Here is an 18739-nt window from a genome sequence, read left to right on the forward strand (position 1 = left end):
TTCGATTACGAATAATATGTATCATACGGAGATTATTACCCACACACGTCTATACGGAATCTTCGATGTTAAAAATTTTTAATACACTGACACGCCAAAAAGAGGAATTCAAACCCATTCATGCCGGGGAAGTCGGCATGTACGTGTGTGGTATCACCGTTTACGATCTCTGCCACATTGGCCACGGACGCACGTTTGTCGCTTTTGACGTTGTCGCGCGCTATTTGCGTTTTCTCGGTTATAAGCTGAAGTATGTGCGTAACATTACCGATATCGACGATAAAATTATTAAACGCGCCAATGAAAACGGCGAAAGTTTTGTCGCGCTGGTCGACAGAATGATTGCGGAAATGCATCAGGACTTCGATGCGCTGAATATTCTGCGTCCGGACAGCGAGCCGCGTGCGACGCACCATATTCAGGAAATTATCGAGCTCACCCGAACCTTAATCGAGAAAGGGCACGCCTATGTGGCGGATAACGGCGATGTGATGTTCGATGTACCGACCGATCCGACTTATGGGCAGCTTTCCCGTCAGGATCTTGAGCAGCTTCAGGCGGGCGCGCGCGTAGATGTCGTTGACGTGAAGCGTAACCCGATGGACTTCGTGCTGTGGAAAATGTCGAAAGAGGGCGAGCCGAGCTGGCCGTCGCCGTGGGGCGAAGGGCGTCCGGGCTGGCACATTGAATGTTCGGCGATGAACTGCAAGCAGTTGGGCAACCATTTTGATATTCACGGCGGCGGTTCCGATCTGATGTTCCCGCACCATGAAAACGAGATTGCCCAGTCTACCTGCGCGCATGACGGCGAATACGTCAACTACTGGATGCACTCCGGTATGGTGATGGTGGATCGCGAGAAGATGTCCAAATCGCTGGGCAACTTCTTTACCGTGCGCGACGTGCTGAAATACTACGATGCGGAAACCGTGCGCTACTTCCTGATGTCCGGGCATTACCGTAGCCAACTGAACTACAGCGAAGAGAACCTCAAGCAGGCGCGCGCCTCGCTGGAGCGGCTATACACTGCATTGCGTGGAACGGATAAATCAGCGGCCCCGGCGGGCGGCGAGGCGTTTGAAGCGCGTTTCGTGGAGGCGATGAATGACGATTTCAATACCCCGGAAGCCTACTCCGTCCTGTTTGATATGGCGCGTGAAGTCAACCGTCTGAAGGGCGAAGATATGACCGCCGCGAATGCGATGGCGTCTCATCTGCGGAAGATTTCCGGCGTGCTGGGACTGCTGGAGCAGGAGCCGGATGTTTTCCTGCAAAGCGGCGCGCAGGCGGATGACGGTGAAGTTGCGGAAATTGAAGCCTTGATTCAACAGCGTCTGGATGCCCGTAAAGCGAAAGACTGGGCGGCGGCGGACGCGGCGCGCGATCGTCTCGCTGAAATGGGTATTATTCTGGAAGATGGCCCGCAGGGCACCACCTGGCGACGTAAGTAAGCGCTTTTACAGGCCGCTCTATTTGCATAGAACGGCCTGTTTTTTATTTTTTCGCACCGGGCGAAAGATAAACACACACCGACTCCCCCAGATTCTGATGTTCACACCCGGGTATTGCCCGGCTGTAATGGGCAATAAAGCGGATGACGCTGTCGCCGCTGTTTAGCCCCACATTTCCTTTTCGCAGCAATTCTGCTGGCTGATCGTCGGTGAAAACGTTAGGGGTGAACAGTTTTGCGCCTAATCGTTCAAAAGTGCCAGCACTAACGATAGAGGGTTGATAACCCTGAAGCTGCAACCAGCGGCGGGCATCATTACGTGACCAAACCTGCGCATCGTTTGCTCGCGCAAACACTTCGAGAAGCCAGCCATTCGAATTCTGATAAGGGCCGGAAAAAGGCCACGCAATTAGGTTATAGCGGGGACTGTGGAAGAGATTGAGTTTGATAGCGCTATGTAAGAGCGTTTGTAATGCCGTCGCGATATCTGAACGCGGGCGCAAAACGGCAATGCTCTGATTCACCAGGTCATCAGCCAGAAACTCATACAGACCTTGTATATAGAGCGCTGATTCAGCGGTTCCGCAAGTATTCAGATTATGGTAAACCCGCCAGTCTCCGTTTGGCTGGCGCATGGCATAGCCAGCATGTGACCAGGTTAAATGTCGGCTCGACATATCTTGCCCCTGGCGAACCAGAATGACGACCGGATCGGGTTGACTGTTAAGCTGTTGTTTGAGCTGTAGCGCCTGATCCATTGTCGCTGCGATGCTCTCCGGCGTGTTTGCTTTTTGGTGACAGTTAGCACTGTCTGCATAAGCGTTGAGCGAGATTGCGCTGAGCCACAGGGCAAACGCGAACCGCTTCATTTGGCCGGTACCGTCTGGTTGCTGGAAAGTCCTGCGTCGTCCTGATTTACCATATGGGCAAGGACTTTGCCCTCTTTTTTCAAATAAGCGCCGGTGCCTTCCTGCGTTTTTTCCAGAGTGACTTTATCACCTGCTTTGAGGTTGCCTTCTTTGACGACATGTAGCGGAACTTGCATTTTAATGTCTTTGTTATCGGGGGACTTAGTGGTTAACAGCGCGGTTTTTTGCTTTTTATTTTCGACAACAGATCCAATGCTCAGGTTGAGCGGCAGCAGTACGGGGGAGAGTATAATTCCGCTAACCAGTGCGGAACTGCCCACGCTGACAACCGCAGACGATGCCGCATACCAGCCAGTGGCAGACATTTCTTCGCTATAGCTGGCGTGGGAAAATGAGAAACAGATGACCGCGGCGGCGAATGTCATTTTATTCATATTGATTCCTTTTAATATGCGTTTTAAGTACCCATAGAAATAACACTAAAATACTTCCCGGCAACCACACCCACAGCAATTCTGAGAGAATGACCTGGTGTCCATACGGCGTGATGTAGCTTGAAAGCGCGAACGGCGCGACTTTAATCACCTGCCAGGGCGCAAAAAAACGTTCATCTGACCACGGCCACAGCCAGCCAACGCCTTTCCCACCCGTGGTTATCGAATCCAGCAGGCTGTGCGACAACAATGAAACGGTTAAAAACAGCCAGCAGCGCACCTGCCCAGCTCGAAACCATCGTCGTCCCGCGAGTACGCACAACAGGGGGAGGACGAATGCGAAAAGTAAAGAGTGGGTAAATCCGCGATGGCCAAATACGTTGCCGTAGGCGACGCCAAATTTAAAGGCCAGCACGTCGGCATCGGGGAGCATCGCCAGCACAACACCGGCAAACAGCAGGCGAGGAGGGATAACTTTCAGGCCTAAGCCTGCGCCAAAACACAGGGGAACGGCGGCGTGGGTGATAACGGTAGGCATAGCGATCGTTCACAGGGAAATAGCCATGCTAGCAGTTGGAACGCAGAGGATTAAGTGGATGATTATCTGAAAAGACAGCGTAATCAGGCCGGATAAGACGCTTTGCGTCGCTATCCGGCACTCTGTATCAGGCCACGACGTTCACACTTTGGCCTTCAAAGCTAACGGTTTGCCCGGCGACAATTTTGCAGCGTTTACGCGTTTCAACCGCGCCATCAACCTTCACCAACCCGTCGGCAATGGCGATTTTCGCCTGCGCGCCGCTTTCGCTCCAGCCTTCCAGCTTGAGCAGATCGCACAGCTCGACGTGCGGGTGCTTGCCTAAAGAGAATGTCGCCATATTATTTTCCTTGTGGATCGTGATATTCAATGCACGCCTGCAGCGTGTTTTCGATAAGCGTGGCGACCGTCATCGGGCCGACGCCGCCCGGTACTGGCGTGATGTATGACGCGCGCGCCGCGGCTTCGTCAAACACGACGTCGCCAACGACCTTGCCATTTTCCAGACGGTTAATACCGACATCAATCACAATTGCGCCTTCTTTAATCCATTCGCCGGGAATAAAGCCCGGTTTACCTACGGCGACAATGAGCAAATCAGCATGCTCGACATGGTGACGCAGATCTTTGGTAAAGCGGTGCGTAACGGTAGTCGTACAGCCAGCCAGCAACAGCTCCATGCTCATTGGGCGTCCAACGATATTGGACGCGCCAATGACCACCGCATTCAGGCCGTAGGTATCAATATTGTAACGCTCAAGCAGCGTCACAATACCGCGGGGCGTACAGGGACGCAGGCGTGGCGCACGCTGACACAGACGACCGACATTATAAGGATGGAAACCGTCTACGTCTTTATCTGGCGCGATACGCTCCAGCACTTTAACGTTGTCGATACCTGCCGGTAAAGGCAACTGCACCAGAATACCGTCAATCGTGTTATCTGCATTCAGAGTATCGATAAGCGCCAGCAGTTCGGCTTCGCTGGTGGTTTCTGGCAGGTCATAGGAGCGGGAGACGAACCCCACTTCGTCGCACGCTTTACGTTTGCTTGCGACATAAATCTGTGAGGCCGGATTGCTGCCGACCAACACCACAGCCAGGCCGGGAGCGCGAAGACCTGCTGCGACGCGTGCCTGAACTTTTTGAGCAACCTCAGATCGCACCTGCTGCGCAATCGTTTTACCGTCAATAATCTTTGCTGCCATCAGAGAGAAGATTCCATCTGTTACTTCAAGTCAAAGGGGATGACGCTATTTTGTCAGAAGCGGGCCTCGCTGTCAGTTAACGTTTGTGTTTCCGATGCAAACGCGACGTCTCCCCCGTCTGTTGACGATACTGAGACGTGGCCCGTAAGCGCGCCATGATTAACCAAAAAGAAACAATTCATCACCCTGGCTATGGTTACCGTAATCCCTCGTCGTTAATAGCATCGGGCGGCATAATGCGACATTTTATACAAAATAAGATTAGACCCTTCTTATATCCCAATAAGAATTAGCTTAGGTCATTAAAAGAGTTTGCGGCTATTTTTTATTTAGCGAAATGTTTAATTTATTACCGTGACGAAATGTCATATTCGCAAAGATTAATTACTGCGTCTGATACTCAGGGGAGAAACAGAAAACTAATTAATCTGCGATATCTATCTTTACAGGATGCAGAGATAACTTTTCTGACATGCTATGTCGATAATAATTCAAACGGAGCCGACAGGATGCCGAAACCGGGTGTGTGTAATTCAAGGGAAATCCATGAAACATAAATTAATGACCTCTACTATTGCGAGTCTGATGTTTGTCGCTGGCGCAGCGGTTGCGGCTGATCCTACTCCGGTGAGCGTGAGTGGCGGTACTATTCATTTCGAAGGTAAACTGGTTAATGCAGCCTGTGCCGTCAGCACTAAATCCGCCGATCAAACGGTGACGCTGGGTCAATACCGTACCGCCAGCTTTACGGCGATTGGTAATACGACTGCGCAGGTGCCTTTCTCCATCGTCCTGAATGACTGCGATCCGAAAGTGGCGGCCAACGCTGCCGTGGCTTTCTCTGGTCAGGCAGATAACACCAACCCTAATTTGCTGGCTGTCTCCTCTGCGGACAATAGCACTACCGCAACCGGCGTCGGGATTGAGATTCTTGATAATACCTCTTCACCGTTGAAGCCGGACGGCGCGACCTTCTCGGCGAAGCAGTCGCTGGTTGAAGGCACCAATACGCTGCGTTTTACCGCACGCTATAAGGCAACCGCCGCCGCCACGACGCCAGGCCAGGCTAATGCCGACGCCACCTTTATCATGAAATACGAATAATCCCGTCAGGGAACGCCAGGGAAGGGAGGCGCCTCAACGGAAGAGGCTATCGGGGATAAATAGAGAACATAGCAGATGATAAGGAAAGGCGCGGCGCTAGCGGGGCTTGTTTTGATGTCGCCCGTCATTGCGCAGCCGGTAATGGTGGAGAGCGGGCGTGTTCACCTGCGCGGACAACTGGTCAATGGCGGCTGCGCTGTCGCCACAGAAAGCCAGAATTTGCGCGTATTGATGGGACAGTACCGCACGAATGCGTTTACCGGTCCTGGCAGCTTCGCTCCCGTCAGCGTTCCATTTTCGTTACGGTTAATCTCCTGTAGCGCGGAGGTCTGGCGTCATGTCGGCATTGCGTTTGCCGGCGTTACGCCTGCGGAAGATCCCCATGTTTTTCTGGCCAGCGGCGAGGGTATCGGTAATGCCGGAATCGGCCTGGCATTATTTGATGACCAGCAGCGGCAAATCATACCTAACACGTTACCGCTTCATTACACGCCCATTTTAACGTCAGAAATGACTTTGCATTTTACTGCCCGCTATCGGGCAATTTCAGAAAATATGACGCCGGGACGAATTCATTCAGAAGTGTGGTTTACGCTGGTTTACCCATGAATTTTCTTGCCGACGTGACTCAATGCAAAAGGTATTTTTTACCATGCTGAATAGTATAAAAGTAGGCTTTATTGTTCTTCTCACGTTATTTACTTCGCTGAACGTACAGGCGGCGGGGGGGATTGCATTAGGCGCCACGCGCGTTATTTATCCCTCGGCGGCGAAGCAGACTTCTCTGGCAATCAGTAATAGCGATACTCAAGAACGTTACCTCGTCAATTCATGGATCGAAAATAACGCTGGGCAGAAAGAAAAAACGTTTATCGTTACGCCGCCTTTATTCGTCAGCGAGCCCAAAAGTGAAAACACGCTGCGTATTATCTACGCCGGGCAACCGCTACCCGGGGATCGGGAGTCGTTATTCTGGATGAACGTGAAAGCCATCCCGTCGGTCGATAAAAGTCATATTGAAGGAAAAAACGTTCTGCAACTGGCGATTCTGTCGCGCATCAAACTGTTCGTGCGTCCGGCGAATTTGCCGCAGACGCCGGAAGACGCGCCGACCTTGCTGAAATTTTCCCGTGTCGGCAACCATCTCAAGATAACCAACCCATCTGCTTATTACCTCACGCTGGTCAATATCAGCGTGGGCGCGAAAAAGATTGATAACGTGATGATCGCGCCAAAAAGCGACATGCAAATTCCCTTACCGACTGGCGCGCAGGGCAACGTGACATTTCAGTCCGTCAATGATTACGGCGCATTGACGTCGGCGACAACGGCCAGTCTCGGTTAAGCAGAGAGCGTGAAGCCACACGAGAACACGATGAAGAAGACAACCTGGTTTGCAGGGCGATTTCCCGGCTATGTATCACCGTTAAGCAGCGTGGCGCTGTCGGTGCTGGCGGCGCTGTGTCCGCTGACGAGCCGCGGCGAAAGTTATTTCAACCCTGCGTTTTTGTCGGCGGATACCGCGTCCGTGGCGGATTTATCTCGCTTTGAAAAAGGTAATCATCAGCCTCCCGGTATTTACCGGGTGGATATCTGGCGTAACGACGAATTCGTAGCGACGCAGGATATTCGTTTTGAGGCGGGCGCCGTGGGCACCGGCGATAAATCCGGCGGCCTGATGCCTTGTTTTACACCGGAGTGGATTAAACGGCTGGGCGTGAATACCGCGGCGTTCCCTGTCTCAGATAAAGGCGTCGATACCACGTGTATTCACCTTCCTGAGAAAATCCCGGGCGCGGAGGTCGCGTTCGATTTCGCGTCGATGCGCTTAAACATTAGCTTGCCGCAGGCGTCATTGCTCAACAGCGCGCGTGGCTATATCCCGCCGGAAGAGTGGGATGAAGGGATACCCGCCGCACTCATTAATTACAGTTTTACCGGTAGCCGCGGAACAGACAGCGATAGCTATTTTTTGAGTCTGCTGAGTGGCTTGAACTATGGCCCCTGGCGGTTGCGTAATAACGGAGCCTGGAACTATTCGAAAGGGGACGGCTATCATTCGCAACGCTGGAACAACATTGGCACCTGGGTACAGCGCGCCATCATTCCGCTAAAAAGCGAACTGGTCATGGGGGACAGCAATACCGGGAACGATGTTTTCGACAGCGTCGGCTTTCGCGGAGCGCGGCTGTACTCTTCTGACAATATGTATCCCGATAGCCTGCAGGGCTACGCCCCCACGGTTAGAGGAATCGCCCGGACGGCGGCAAAGCTGACGATACGACAGAACGGGTATGTTATCTACCAAAGCTATGTGTCGCCGGGCGCGTTTGCGATTACCGATCTTAATCCTACCTCTTCCAGCGGCGACCTTGAGGTGACGGTAGATGAAAAAGACGGTAGCCAACAACGTTACACGGTGCCTTACTCTACCGTTCCGCTATTGCAGCGTGAGGGCAGGGTGAAGTATGACCTGGTGGCCGGGGATTTTCGCAGCGGCAATAGTCAGCAGTCTTCGCCATTCTTTTTCCAGGGAACGGTGATTGCCGGCCTGCCTGCGGGGCTGACGGCTTACGGCGGTACGCAACTTGCCGATCGTTACCGTGCCGTGGTGGTCGGGGCGGGGCGAAATTTGGGCGACTGGGGAGCCGTGTCGGTTGATGTCACACATGCGCGTAGCCAACTGGCAGATGACAGCACCCATCAGGGGCAATCGTTGCGTTTTCTGTACGCCAAATCGCTGAATAATTACGGGACTAATTTTCAATTGCTGGGTTACCGCTATTCCACGCGCGGATTTTACACCCTGGATGATGTGGCATATCGCAGTATGGAAGGGTACGACTACGAATACGATAGCGACGGACGCCGCCATAAAGTGCCGGTGGCGCAGAGCTACCACAATCTCCGCTACAGCAAAAAAGGCCGCTTTCAGGTCAATATTTCGCAAAATCTGGGGGATTACGGGTCACTGTATCTTTCCGGCAGTCAACAAAATTACTGGAATACGGCGGATACCAATACCTGGTATCAACTGGGATACGCCAGTGGATGGCAAGGCATAAGTTATTCGCTGTCATGGTCGTGGAGCGAGTCGGTGGGGAGCTCAGGCGCCGACCGCATTCTGGCATTCAATATGTCCGTTCCGTTTAGCGTTCTGACCGGACGGCGTTATGCGCGCGACACTATTCTTGATCGTACTTATGCCACGTTTAACGCCAACCGCAACCGCGACGGCGACAATAGCTGGCAGACCGGCGTGGGCGGCACACTTCTGGAAGGACGTAATCTGAGCTACAGCGTGACGCAAGGGCGTAGCAGTAGCAATGGTTATAGCGGCAGCGCCAGCGCTAGCTGGCAGGCGACGTATGGCACGCTGGGCGTGGGATATAACTACGATCGCGATCAGCATGACTATAACTGGCAACTTTCCGGCGGCGTGGTCGGTCATGCGGATGGTATTACGTTTAGCCAACCGTTGGGCGATACCAATGTCTTGATTAAAGCGCCGGGAGCGAAAGGCGTGCGCATCGAAAACCAGACCGGCGTGAAAACGGACTGGCGGGGCTATGCGGTAATGCCCTACGCCACGGTATATCGCTATAACCGCGTCGCGTTAGATACCAACACGATGGACAACCATACCGATGTCGAAAATAACGTCAGCAGCGTAGTGCCGACAGAGGGCGCGCTGGTGCGGGCCGCTTTTGATACGCGGATAGGCGTAAGGGCAATCATTACCGCGAGGCTTGGCGGACGTCCGTTACCGTTTGGCGCGATAGTACGAGAAACCGCCAGCGGCATTACCAGTATGGTCGGCGATGATGGGCAAATTTATCTGAGCGGCTTGCCGCTAAAAGGTGAACTGTTCATCCAGTGGGGAGAGGGGAAAAACGCGCGTTGTATCGCCCCTTACGCCCTGGCGGAGGATAGCCTGAAGCAGGCGATTACGATAGCCAGCGCAACCTGTATCCGTCCGGCGTCATAAAAGGAAAAATAGAGATGAAAATATACTCAGCGCTATTGCTGGCGGGGACCGCGCTCTTTTTCACCCATCCCGCGCTGGCGACGGTTTGCCGTAATTCAAACGGGACGGCGACCGATATCTTTTACGACCTGTCAGATGTTTTCACCAGCGGCAATAATCAGCCGGGACAGGTGGTGACGCTGCCGGAAAAATCAGGTTGGGTCGGCGTAAACGCGACGTGCCCGGCGGGGACAACGGTGAATTATACCTACCGAAGCTATGTATCAGAATTACCGGTACAAAGTACCGAAGGAAATTTTAAATACCTCAAGTTGAATGACTACCTTCTGGGCGCGATGAGCATCACCGATAGTGTCGCTGGCGTATTTTATCCGCCCCGTAACTATATTCTCATGGGCGTCGACTATAACGTGTCGCAGCAAAAGCCGTTTGGCGTGCAGGACTCAAAGCTGGTTTTTAAATTAAAAGTGATACGGCCTTTTATTAATATGGTGACGATCCCTCGCCAGACAATGTTTACCGTCTATGTGACGACCTCTACCGGCGACGCGTTGAGCACGCCGGTATATACCATTAGCTACAGCGGCAAAGTGGAAGTGCCGCAAAACTGTGAAGTGAATGCCGGACAGGTCGTGGAGTTTGATTTCGGCGATATCGGCGCGTCGTTATTTAGTCAGGCGGGGGCGGGTAATCGTCCGCAAGGCGTCACGCCGCAAACGAAAACCATTGCTATCAAATGTACCAACGTCGCGGCGCAGGCCTATTTATCGATGCGGCTTGAAGCCGAAAAGGCCTCAGGGCAGGCGATGGTGTCCGATAATCCGGATTTAGGCTTTGTGGTTGCTAATAGCAACGGTACGCCGCTTACACCCAATAATTTGTCGAGTAAAATTCCGTTTCATCTTGATGATAACGCCGCCGCTCGCGTAGGTATTCGCGCCTGGCCAATCAGCGTGACGGGGATTAAACCGGCGGAAGGGCCGTTTACTGCGCGCGGCTATCTACGAGTCGATTATGATTAAGGAGGCATAATGATCCTTCGGCGCGTTTTCATCGCTATCGGTTGTGTTTTGTTCAGCCCGCTGAGTCAGGCCAACTCATCTCTGGGCGAAGTGAATATTGAACTGCGCGGTAACGTGGTGGATTTTACCTGCGCCGTGGTGGCGGGCGACAGTAACAAGTCGGTTAACCTCGGCACCTGGCCGACAAAACAGCTTCACGCCGCCGGTGACGCTACGCAACCGGTAGCCTTTAGCCTAAAACTTGAAGGTTGCCCGCCGGGGTCGGCGTCTATAACGTTTTCCGGGACGCCAGCGCCCGGCACGGCATTACTGGCGCTTGCTGATACGGCAATGGCGCAAAAACTGGCGATTGAAATTCGCGATGGCGATCAACGTCGATTGCCACTTGAACAGGCCAGCAAGGCCGTCGATATTGACAACAACGGCAATGCTACCCTGAAATTCTATGCGAACTATATCGCCTTAGCCGATGGCGTGCAGCCCGGACTTGCTAACGCGGATGCGACCTTCCTGATCAATTACAATTAGTGTCCGTTATTGTGGCTCCCGAACGATAATTCGCCGGGAGTACATTTACAATAATTCGTGTGATTTGGCGTAATCGATAAGCTCAACGATAGAGTGAAGGCCAAGTTTAGAAAATATATTGGCCTTATGCGCGCTGATAGTCTTGTTACTCAATAAAAGTTGCTCGGCAATTTCTTTGTTAGACATTCCATTGGCCAGATAGCGCAGCACGGTAACTTCGCGGTTAGATAGTGGCATATCATGGTGCCCGCCTTTGGGGGTACGGGTATTACTGATGAAATTAAGCGTCTCAGATGGGAAAAAAGAATAGCCGGATAAAATCATTTTTACCGCATTATAAATATCATTGAGGTCTTTGCGTTTACTTACAAATCCGTTTGCGCCCGCTCTTATTGCTCTTCCGGCATAAAAAGCCTCTGATTTCGACGATAAAAAAAGTATCCGGGTATGTTCCTGGATAGATTTGATTCGTTTAAGTAAGGTAAAGCCGTCGGTGCCCGGTAATTCAATATCCAGAATGACAAGGTCAACAGGATAAGTGCGCAGATACTCTATCGCTGTTCGGCTATCATCCGTTTTCAGGACAACCTGAATATTGCTATTTTTACCGAGTAAAACTTCGATCGACATTCTTACAATAGGGTGTTCGTCCATAATGATAACAGATGCAGGTTTCATTGTTGTATGCCTCAGACTGTTATGCGTCCTTCGTTTTATAATAAGCGTCAGACACCTTAAAGATTGTGAAATAGCCAGATCTACACACCACACAGTGGAGCAATAATAAAGAATGAGACCTCCCTGTTGACTGGCTATTTTGCGTAAGAGTAATAAATATGTGGAATATCCATTTCGCACCAACAAAAAAGAAATTTCTGATTAAGTAAAAACAATATGGATTATACCTGGTCTGATTTCTCGGAAAAGTCTTGCGAAATGCGAATTATGGATAGCGGGTAGGATATTCTGTGACGTTATAGAAAATTTGTTCGTGGTGGAGCTATTTTCTTTAGAGTTGACATTGAGTAGTTTAAACTGTTGTTTTTAAGTATAAAAATAATATGAAAGACTAATTGTTTAGTATTTGTTATGTAATAACAGAAAGATGTTGACGCTGGAGACCTCGAAAAACGAGGAGGAACAGGGGACGATGTAAGAAAAAAATTTTTATCGCTTACCAGGACGAGTTGTAAATATTAATTTTATGTGAAATATTTACATTTAATGGAAGTGAAAATAAGTAATTTCTTAAAAAATCTTATTCACCAAAACGTTACTTCGTTAAAAAATGTCGTGGAAAGTAACGTTTAGCTGCTGGATCAGCCGAAGAAAGCTTTGCCTGTGGGGAAGGTTAAGGAGGGTGATAAGTTGTTTAAGCCGGTAAACTACACGATGATAAGGTACGCTTTGCTGACGTGCTATTTCTTTTAAAGAGGCGCCTTGCGCTAAAGTTTCAATCATCAACCAGTCAGTACGGCTAAAGCTTTCCGATAAGCGAGGTTTGGAGGCTGATAACAAGGCTTCGCGTACTGAGGCCAGATTTTGTCGTCGCGACAGGACAAAAAAACGCCCAGCCATACGGATAAACTGTGTTATAGCGGAGGTTTTATCTGATACCAGCAGGTAAATCTGGATATCGCTTTGTTGCCAACTGAGCGCGCGTAGCTGGTTAAGCGCCTCAATACAGGAGACAGGTAGCGCCTCCATATCTACAATCAGTTGTCTGAGCGACCCCTTTTCAATCCACAAAGAAATGTCATCTAATGAGCGGAATGCTGCGGTACGTTTTCCGGAAAATAAGTAGTGACTCAATGAATAGCCGAGGTAGTTGTCAGTTGTAATTATTGCCTGAGAAATGATACCAACCGGCAAGGCATAATTGAGCTGTTGGTTCAGTAACTCAAGGCGATCAAATATCTGCGGCGTTGGAGAGTGATAACGGCAGGCGCAGTCTTTAGCATTTCTTAAACGGCGGTGTCTTTCCCTGCGTGGTACGCTGCGCATCCTGCTTTTTCCATTGCTCTAATATATATCTGGTAATATGGCTGGCCATAAATAACCTTGTTCCATCGTTGCACCAGCGTAAAAAGCAATGCTTCGTTGCTCTGATGTTTCAATGCCTTCCATCAGCATTAACTGCTGAAAAAAAACTTCGCTATCATGTTCTGACGGAAGTTGCGTCAGGACCTCATAGCCGATTAATTGCGCAGTTGAGAGATTAACGATTGGCTCAGATTTTAACAATTCGCTGTTGAGATATGAATGACGTGTGGGCGAAGACGCCAGGTGTGGGGGATTTATCCTTTCCTTTAACAAAATACCCTGTGCCACCAAACACTCCTCCAGGCATTTATGATGCAGCCATATATTTTCGACCCCTGAATCTATCAGGATATTATGGGCATCATTGTGGCAGCGTTAAAAAAATGCCTGTAGGTATCGTTACTTAATTATTGGTGAGATATTTCGTAAGCCTTGTAAAAAGTTAAGTGAGTTTACTTACTGAGTAAGAAATGAAGGTTAACTCTAATATATTTTAAAAACTGCTGCTCCGTTTTAACATGTAATTTTCGCATAATGCTCCGGCGGAGTGACTTTGTCTGCTCTTCAGAAAGTGAAAGTAAAGCGGCCGTTTCGCTTAAATGATAACCGCTGGCGATCAGTTTTAACAGGTGACGTTCTGTTACTGAAAAATGACGAGTCGTGCAGTAGTGGCAAATGCCAGAAGGGACGCTATGTCGAAGCGCTCGTTTATGTAAGATCAATATCATTTTCCGGGTAATTTCTTCAACATCATCTTCCCGATAAATATGCGGCAGCATATACAGACATGGTCTGAACATGAGCTTTTCTTTATCGCATTTATTACAAATAATCGCCCGTAGCTGATGTTGGGTATGCATAGGTATCTGATAACAGCCAGCGCTGAACCAATCATCATCCAGGGCCAGGAAAGCGATATCGGCATTATCTATCTCTTCTGGCGGCAGAAAGTCAATTTTCTGCTGCCATTGATTCGCCAGACGCGTCATGATGATTTTCAACCCATGCTCAAAGTGACTGTTTTGTTCCTTAATAGCGATACGCAGCATAAAAAAATATCCTACACGGCAGGTGAATCATGGTGAAATATTAAAGAAACTGATTGATTTTCTAAATACTGGCGGCCTTAATTCCCACTTTATGCGTGCTGAGATGTGTCCAGGCGATTTCCTGGAACCTGGCATTGCGCCAGAAAAGACGATATTCGTACACTTAGTCAGCAACCAGAACAAAAGCCATTGACTCAGGAGTGCCTGACCGTATAATTCTCGCGTTTCGTCTACACGAAGTCTTCACTTCACAAGGCGCCCTTAGCTCAGTTGGATAGAGCAACGGCCTTCTAAGCCGTGGGTCGCAGGTTCGAATCCTGCAGGGCGCGCCACTTATAAATCAACGTGTTACGCTTCTTTATTTCCTCCTTATTTTCCATATGGGACATATTTGGGACATCATCACCAAAAATGTCGTCTATTTTCCTCGCGTGTTCCGTTAAATGATTAGGTGCAAGGTGAGCATATCTGTGAATCACCACGGATAACCTGGACACTTCTGAGTCGTTGATGATATAGGTTTTCATATTCAGCCGGTGGCATCTGCTCGCTCGAACCATGCCGGCGTCTACTGTTATAAAACATTTCTATGTAATCAAAAATATCGCTTCTGGCTTCGTCTCTCGTTCCGTAGATCTTTTCCTTTATCCGTTCACGCTTCAGTAGCTGGAAAAAGCTTTCTGCAACCGCATTGTCATGACAGTTGCCACGACGGCTCATTCTGCTCTCCAGTCCGTGCGGTTTCAGGAGCGACTGCCATTCATAGCGGGTGATTACGTCGCCACACGGCCATCAGAAGCGCATTCAGGACTCTATCTTTTGTCATTCATGGTTGCAGTGACCAATTGAATCTATTGCGGCTTTTTTTTATATGTCCCGCTCGTCAGTAACCCGCTTCAACTCTTTCGGGAGTCGGCGGATTCCGGTCTGATCATCTGACTGCTCTTTATTTCTTTATTGGTGGAGGAGTTCGACCCGTACTTCTTTATCCTGGCGTAAAGACTGTGGGTAGTAATATCGAGATGTGTTGCGGCGCTGGAAACAGAATGGCCACGCTCAACGACCTGTCTTACCGCTTCAATTTTAAACTCTTCGGGATAACGTTTACCGCTCATAGGCACCTCTCTTTAAGTCATCTTAAATGGCTCTGAGGTGTCTGTTAAACCTGTGGCGATTCACATTGACCGCAGATTGTCAGGTTCCTTTACCCGGTAGTGAAACCAGTAGGGGGCAGTTTATCCGCACTAAAAGACGGTGTTCCTGCATCTGTGGTGGAGTTGAACCGGATGGGCTTTGGGCACATGCGTATCCTTGCGTGTATTGGTCAGTTGCCGGAGTCTGGATTAATGCACTATGGCTCCGTTGGGTTCTTTTTTGGGACTGATGGTGCATTGCGACTTCTTGCTAAGAAACCTGATGGGGCATTTGTGACATACGATATGTAGGAATCCCCGCCGCCCGTTACCCATTGGTGGCGGGGAACATTAATTATACATGAATGTTATTTAATTATTTCCGTAATATTCTCATTTGTCCTCGCCCCTGTTCTAACGTCCCATGTCCCAGATGTAATTGATTCTAATTCATTTGAATCTATGCCGTTAATCGCCCGCCCGGAAAGCCATCTTCCGTCTATTTGGAATGTCTTCTTGTCGACATCTGCATTTATAATTTTTCCATCCTTTGTTTTAAAGCTAATGAACATCGCTGTATTCTCATCAAGAGAATCAGCAGGATTTTTATTAAACTCAAATATTACAAAGGTTTTAATGCCCATTTGCTGTTTATATATCCATAATGATTTTATATAAACGTTGTTACATATTTTTGCGTTAATATTAAGAGGCTTGAAATTAAAGGCTCGTGAATAGTCGAAAAATCCTGGAGCAGTTATTTTCAAATCAATCCCGTAGTATCTAGACATTGCTTCACTGTTAAACGTATCAAGACTTGGGCCTGCATGCAGTACCGGTGGAAAGTAATAATCAGGAATTATCGCTTGATCTTGTTTGTTATGTTTCGCCCTGTCTATTATTTCTTCCCTAATCTCCGTTTGTTTGCTTATTGATTTAATTGATGAGTAATAGAGGATGTATGATGGGATGAAATATAAAAAAGCCATTGCATATGTAGTAACAGATAAATAAATGGAAGCCTTGTTAAATTTCGTAAATGCAGAATGAGCAACAAAGGAAATCGAAAGAATCATAAAGCAGAGTGCTCCATTGAGAGCCCTGCTGGGCATTGCAGGAGATGCAAGGAACGCAACATTTGCAGCAATTGCACCCAGCATGAATAAAAAGCTTCCAAACATAAGTTTGCTGCTACTATTCCTTGATAACACTACAGAGATTAGTAGTATTATAAATGCAATATAGACCTGCCAATATGCCCCCATTGCTGATGGCAGCCTTTCTGAAAAGTGCTCAAGAACCCTCCATGCAAGTGGTTGATTGTACCAGTCTTGTATTGTAGACGCACGGGATAGGTTTCCCGGAGCCAGCAGGAGAACCCCCGCGCCTATTGCAGATCCGAATACGCCAATCAGTAAATATTTATTTCTATTCATTATAAAGAAATATGCTACAGAAATTAATACAACTACAAGAGATGTATTTTCATTTGAGCAACCTGCAAATATCGATGATATGGCATATACAAAGAGTATTAAATTGGATTTTTTACCATTGCTTAAATATATAGAAATTAGTATATAAATGGCAATGAACATGTTGGTCCATAAGTAATTTGCTGACCCAACAAGCCAGAAGTTAGTTTGACCGAGGGCTGGATTTGCAACGAAGTATAAGAAAAATAAGAAAATCATCACATATGGGGACGGTGACGACTTTGTTAATGTAGCTGGGATCATTGTCCAGCACAACACCATTAATGTTAGCGCTGCTGAGTTTATTGCATTGTAAATATGCGGGGAGAAAAACTTTAATAGAGATGTGCTGATCGTATCTGACACAACCCTTCCGCTCCATCCCAAATAGTGCATTTTTACGCTAGAAAGCGAAAGCTCTCTTAGGGCATAAGTATAGTCATCAGAGTTCATTGGTGTGATAAATCCTATTGAATACACCAACGAGAAAACTATAAGGATAGCGATTACCATTTTTAATCTATTGTTAACCATTTTTCTTCTCATTCTTAATTATGTACTTAGGCCTTTTTTTTGTTTCTATGTAAATCCTGCCAATATATTCCCCAAGAATACCTATTCCTATCAATTGAACGCCACCCAGAAAAAGTACAGAAACAAGAAGAGACGGGTAGCCAGGAACATTATTTCCAAATATTAATTTATCAATAATCATCCATGCACCGTAAAGGAATGACATACCTGCAATAAACAATCCAATGTAAGTCCATATGCGGAGCGGAAATGTTGAGAAAGAAGTTATTCCTTCCAGCGCCAGATTCCATAATTTCCAGCCATTGAATTTTGAATCGCCGGCAACACGCTCAGCGCGGGCGTATTCAACTACATCAGTCTTGCCGCCCACCCATGACAGAACGCCTTTCATAAACAGATTACGTTCTGGCATCTGTTTAATATTTTCGACAACCTCACGACTCATTAACCGAAAGTCGCCAACGTTCTCTTCAATTTTCGGATTGCTGATTTTATTATGCAGCTTATAAAACCATTCAGCTGTCTTACGCTTCATGCGCCCGTCAGTTGAGCGGTCTGAGCGCTTAGCCAGCACCATATCCGCGCCAGCCTGCCACTTCTCAATGAGATGGGGGATTACTTCTATCGGATCCTGTAAATCGACATCAATAGGAATGACCGCATCCCCGGTTGCATGGTCGAGACCCGCGAAAAGAGCAGGTTCTTTACCGAAGTTTCGCGTAAACGAAAGCGGAATAACGAGCGGATCAGATGCAGCTATTTTGTTAATTATTGATTCAGTCGCATCTTTGCTTCCATCGTTGATGAAAACAATCTCAACTTCATACGGTTTTAGCTCTTCAAACTCGCGAACCGTTTTATAGAAAATAGGTATCGTGGCTTCTTCATTGAAGACCGGAACGACTAACGAGATTTTCATTTCGCATCCCTAAAGACAATGAACTTTGAATAAATGAATCCGCATATCAGGCTGATAGCTGAAAAGGTGACAAGAGTAAGGAGTGGCGGCAGGGAACATTTGTCAGCCATCCAGCCAACAACGGCGCTCAGTGTTCCCATAAATCCCACGTACATCATGTAGCGAAGCGTGGTGGTGCTGGCGTTAAAGGTGAAGCGCGCATTGGCATAGAAGCTGAACGATACGGCGATAACAAAACCGGAAAAGTTCGCCAACGCCTGATGCGTATGCATCCCATACACACAAAAAGCAAATACGCCCCAATGAATAAGCGTGTTAAGAACACCGATCGATGTGTACTTAGCGAATAACTTCAACATTATGAAAATCAGCGGATTCGGAAAGGTCTGGAGTGTAGCACTACAAATTGCTTTGATCGATATAAACGATCAATAATGTGGTATTC

21 protein-coding genes, 1 tRNA gene, 1 pseudogene and 18 other annotated features are annotated in these 18739 nt (G+C 48.4%); of the genes and pseudogenes, 8 read left to right on the forward strand and 15 right to left on the reverse strand.

The genetic code is table 11. The features are described from left to right. Positions 1–53: 53 nt before the first annotated feature. Positions 54–59: a ribosome-binding site (putative RBS for cysS; RegulonDB:STMS1H000869), on the forward strand. Continuing rightward, positions 54–1451 (forward strand): cysteine tRNA synthetase gene (gene cysS, locus STM0537; RefSeq protein NP_459532.1). Within the gene, positions 66–1451 belong to an annotated coding region; the region does not span the whole gene. It overlaps the preceding feature by 6 nt. A 43-nt stretch (positions 1452–1494) precedes the next feature. On the opposite strand, the gene STM0538 is transcribed toward cysS, so the two are convergent. The 5 genes from STM0538 to folD all read right to left on the reverse strand — a co-directional run bounded on the left by STM0538 (position 1495) and on the right by folD (position 4516). Further along, positions 1495–2323 (reverse strand): putative outer membrane protein gene (locus STM0538; protein ID NP_459533.1). Within the gene, positions 1495–2319 belong to an annotated coding region; the region does not span the whole gene. Continuing rightward, positions 2316–2760, reverse strand: a protein-coding gene (locus STM0539) for a putative inner membrane protein (RefSeq protein NP_459534.1). Within the gene, positions 2316–2753 belong to an annotated coding region; the region does not span the whole gene. Before STM0539 ends, STM0538 begins: the two co-directional genes overlap by 8 nt. Next, positions 2318–2323 (reverse strand) — a ribosome-binding site (putative RBS for STM0538; RegulonDB:STMS1H000870). Its footprint overlaps the gene before it by 6 nt. Further along, positions 2746–3291 carry a putative membrane-bound metal-dependent hydrolases gene (gene ybcI, locus STM0540; protein NP_459535.1) on the reverse strand — a complete coding sequence of 182 codons (546 nt, stop codon included), beginning with the start codon at positions 3289–3291 and terminating at the stop codon, positions 2746–2748. Before ybcI ends, STM0539 begins: the two co-directional genes overlap by 15 nt. Beyond that, positions 2755–2760 (reverse strand) — a ribosome-binding site (putative RBS for STM0539; RegulonDB:STMS1H000871). It overlaps the preceding gene by 6 nt. 127 nt (positions 3292–3418) lie before the next feature. Next, the gene (ybcJ, locus tag STM0541) for a putative cytoplasmic protein (RefSeq protein ID NP_459536.1) occupies positions 3419–3643 on the reverse strand. Within the gene, positions 3419–3631 belong to an annotated coding region; the region does not span the whole gene. Then, positions 3633–4516 (reverse strand): 5,10-methylene-tetrahydrofolate cyclohydrolase gene (gene folD / locus STM0542; RefSeq protein NP_459537.1). Within the gene, positions 3633–4499 belong to an annotated coding region; the region does not span the whole gene. The genes ybcJ and folD overlap by 11 nt, the downstream gene beginning before the upstream one ends. Next, positions 3638–3643, reverse strand: a ribosome-binding site (putative RBS for ybcJ; RegulonDB:STMS1H000872). It overlaps the preceding gene by 6 nt. Further along, positions 4511–4516: a ribosome-binding site (putative RBS for folD; RegulonDB:STMS1H000873), on the reverse strand. It lies within the gene folD. A gap of 518 nt (positions 4517–5034) precedes the next feature. After that, positions 5035–5040: a ribosome-binding site (putative RBS for fimA; RegulonDB:STMS1H000874), on the forward strand. On the opposite strand from folD, the gene fimA reads away from it, so the two are divergent. The 6 genes from fimA (at position 5035) to fimF (ending at position 11141) form a co-directional block, all read left to right on the forward strand. Then, positions 5035–5603, forward strand: a protein-coding gene (gene fimA / locus STM0543) for a major type 1 subunit fimbrin (pilin) (RefSeq protein NP_459538.3). Within the gene, positions 5046–5603 belong to an annotated coding region; the region does not span the whole gene. It overlaps the preceding feature by 6 nt. 71 nt (positions 5604–5674) lie before the next feature. Beyond that, positions 5675–5680 (forward strand) — a ribosome-binding site (putative RBS for fimI; RegulonDB:STMS1H000875). Then, positions 5675–6212, forward strand: a protein-coding gene (gene fimI / locus STM0544; RefSeq protein ID NP_459539.1) for a fimbrial protein internal segment. Within the gene, positions 5679–6212 belong to an annotated coding region; the region does not span the whole gene. (Overlaps the previous feature by 6 nt.) A gap of 28 nt (positions 6213–6240) precedes the next feature. After that, positions 6241–6246, forward strand: a ribosome-binding site (putative RBS for fimC; RegulonDB:STMS1H000876). Further along, positions 6241–6948, forward strand: a protein-coding gene (fimC, locus tag STM0545) for a periplasmic chaperone, required for type 1 fimbriae (RefSeq protein NP_459540.1). Within the gene, positions 6256–6948 belong to an annotated coding region; the region does not span the whole gene. It overlaps the preceding feature by 6 nt. An 18-nt stretch (positions 6949–6966) precedes the next feature. Continuing rightward, positions 6967–6972, forward strand: a ribosome-binding site (putative RBS for fimD; RegulonDB:STMS1H000877). Beyond that, the gene (fimD, locus tag STM0546) for an outer membrane usher protein (RefSeq protein NP_459541.1) occupies positions 6967–9591 on the forward strand. Within the gene, positions 6979–9591 belong to an annotated coding region; the region does not span the whole gene. It overlaps the preceding feature by 6 nt. Further along, positions 9592–9597 (forward strand) — a ribosome-binding site (putative RBS for fimH; RegulonDB:STMS1H000878). It begins immediately after the preceding gene. Then, positions 9592–10613, forward strand: a protein-coding gene (gene fimH, locus STM0547; RefSeq protein ID NP_459542.1) for a minor fimbrial subunit. Within the gene, positions 9606–10613 belong to an annotated coding region; the region does not span the whole gene. (Overlaps the previous feature by 6 nt.) Continuing rightward, positions 10612–10617, forward strand: a ribosome-binding site (putative RBS for fimF; RegulonDB:STMS1H000879). Its footprint overlaps the gene before it by 2 nt. Further along, positions 10612–11141, forward strand: a protein-coding gene (fimF, locus tag STM0548) for a putative fimbrial protein (protein NP_459543.1). Within the gene, positions 10623–11141 belong to an annotated coding region; the region does not span the whole gene. It overlaps the preceding feature by 6 nt. The genes fimH and fimF overlap by 2 nt, the downstream gene beginning before the upstream one ends. Positions 11142–11186: 45 nt before the next feature. On the opposite strand, the gene fimZ is transcribed toward fimF, so the two are convergent. The 4 genes from fimZ to fimW form a co-directional block, all read right to left on the reverse strand. Beyond that, positions 11187–11832, reverse strand: a protein-coding gene (gene fimZ, locus STM0549) for a fimbrial protein Z (protein ID NP_459544.1). Within the gene, positions 11187–11819 belong to an annotated coding region; the region does not span the whole gene. Then, positions 11827–11832 (reverse strand) — a ribosome-binding site (putative RBS for fimZ; RegulonDB:STMS1H000880). (Overlaps the previous gene by 6 nt.) Before the next feature lie 590 nt (positions 11833–12422). After that, the gene (gene fimY / locus STM0550) for a putative regulatory protein (RefSeq protein NP_459545.1) occupies positions 12423–13151 on the reverse strand. Within the gene, positions 12423–13145 belong to an annotated coding region; the region does not span the whole gene. Next, positions 13146–13151: a ribosome-binding site (putative RBS for fimY; RegulonDB:STMS1H000881), on the reverse strand. (Overlaps the previous gene by 6 nt.) 12 nt (positions 13152–13163) lie before the next feature. Continuing rightward, the gene (locus STM0551) for a putative diguanylate cyclase/phosphodiesterase domain 0 (RefSeq protein NP_459546.1) occupies positions 13164–13483 on the reverse strand. Within the gene, positions 13164–13475 belong to an annotated coding region; the region does not span the whole gene. After that, positions 13478–13483, reverse strand: a ribosome-binding site (putative RBS for STM0551; RegulonDB:STMS1H000882). It overlaps the preceding gene by 6 nt. A gap of 153 nt (positions 13484–13636) precedes the next feature. Next, positions 13637–14239 (reverse strand): putative fimbrial protein gene (gene fimW, locus STM0552; protein NP_459547.1). Within the gene, positions 13637–14233 belong to an annotated coding region; the region does not span the whole gene. After that, positions 14234–14239, reverse strand: a ribosome-binding site (putative RBS for fimW; RegulonDB:STMS1H000883). Its footprint overlaps the gene before it by 6 nt. A gap of 258 nt (positions 14240–14497) precedes the next feature. Here fimW and argU point away from each other — a divergent pair. Beyond that, a tRNA-Arg gene (argU, locus tag STM0553) sits at positions 14498–14571 on the forward strand. Here the strand turns inward: argU and STM0554 are convergent. The 6 genes and pseudogenes from STM0554 to rfbI form a co-directional block, all read right to left on the reverse strand. Then, positions 14524–14725 (reverse strand): homology to integrase protein of phage gene (locus tag STM0554; protein NP_459548.1). Within the gene, positions 14524–14712 belong to an annotated coding region; the region does not span the whole gene. The genes argU and STM0554 overlap by 48 nt on opposite strands. Further along, positions 14681–15095, reverse strand: a pseudogene (locus STM0555) (pseudogene; frameshift relative to E. coli IS3 putative transposase (GB:AAC75150.1)). The gene STM0554 and the pseudogene STM0555 overlap by 45 nt, the downstream one beginning before the upstream one ends. After that, positions 14720–14725, reverse strand: a ribosome-binding site (putative RBS for STM0554; RegulonDB:STMS1H000885). It overlaps the preceding pseudogene by 6 nt. A gap of 34 nt (positions 15096–15129) precedes the next feature. Beyond that, positions 15130–15355, reverse strand: a protein-coding gene (locus STM0556; RefSeq protein NP_447008.1) for a putative transposase. Within the gene, positions 15130–15348 belong to an annotated coding region; the region does not span the whole gene. Continuing rightward, positions 15350–15355: a ribosome-binding site (putative RBS for STM0556; RegulonDB:STMS1H000887), on the reverse strand. Its footprint overlaps the gene before it by 6 nt. A gap of 379 nt (positions 15356–15734) precedes the next feature. Beyond that, positions 15735–17387 carry a putative inner membrane protein gene (locus STM0557; protein NP_459550.1) on the reverse strand — a complete coding sequence of 551 codons (1653 nt, stop codon included), beginning with the start codon at positions 17385–17387 and terminating at the stop codon, positions 15735–15737. Beyond that, positions 17368–18306 (reverse strand): putative glycosyltransferase gene (gene yfdH, locus STM0558; RefSeq protein NP_459551.1). Within the gene, positions 17368–18294 belong to an annotated coding region; the region does not span the whole gene. The genes STM0557 and yfdH overlap by 20 nt, the downstream gene beginning before the upstream one ends. Next, on the reverse strand, positions 18291–18653 hold the full coding sequence (gene rfbI / locus STM0559; RefSeq protein ID NP_459552.1) for a putative glycosyl translocase: 363 nt from the start codon (positions 18651–18653) through the stop codon (positions 18291–18293). The genes yfdH and rfbI overlap by 16 nt, the downstream gene beginning before the upstream one ends. Further along, positions 18301–18306 (reverse strand) — a ribosome-binding site (putative RBS for yfdH; RegulonDB:STMS1H000888). It overlaps the preceding gene by 6 nt. Positions 18654–18739: the final 86 nt, after the last annotated feature.

The sequence above is a fragment of the Salmonella enterica subsp. enterica serovar Typhimurium str. LT2 genome, assembly GCF_000006945.2.
Lineage (GTDB): Bacteria > Pseudomonadota > Gammaproteobacteria > Enterobacterales > Enterobacteriaceae > Salmonella > Salmonella enterica.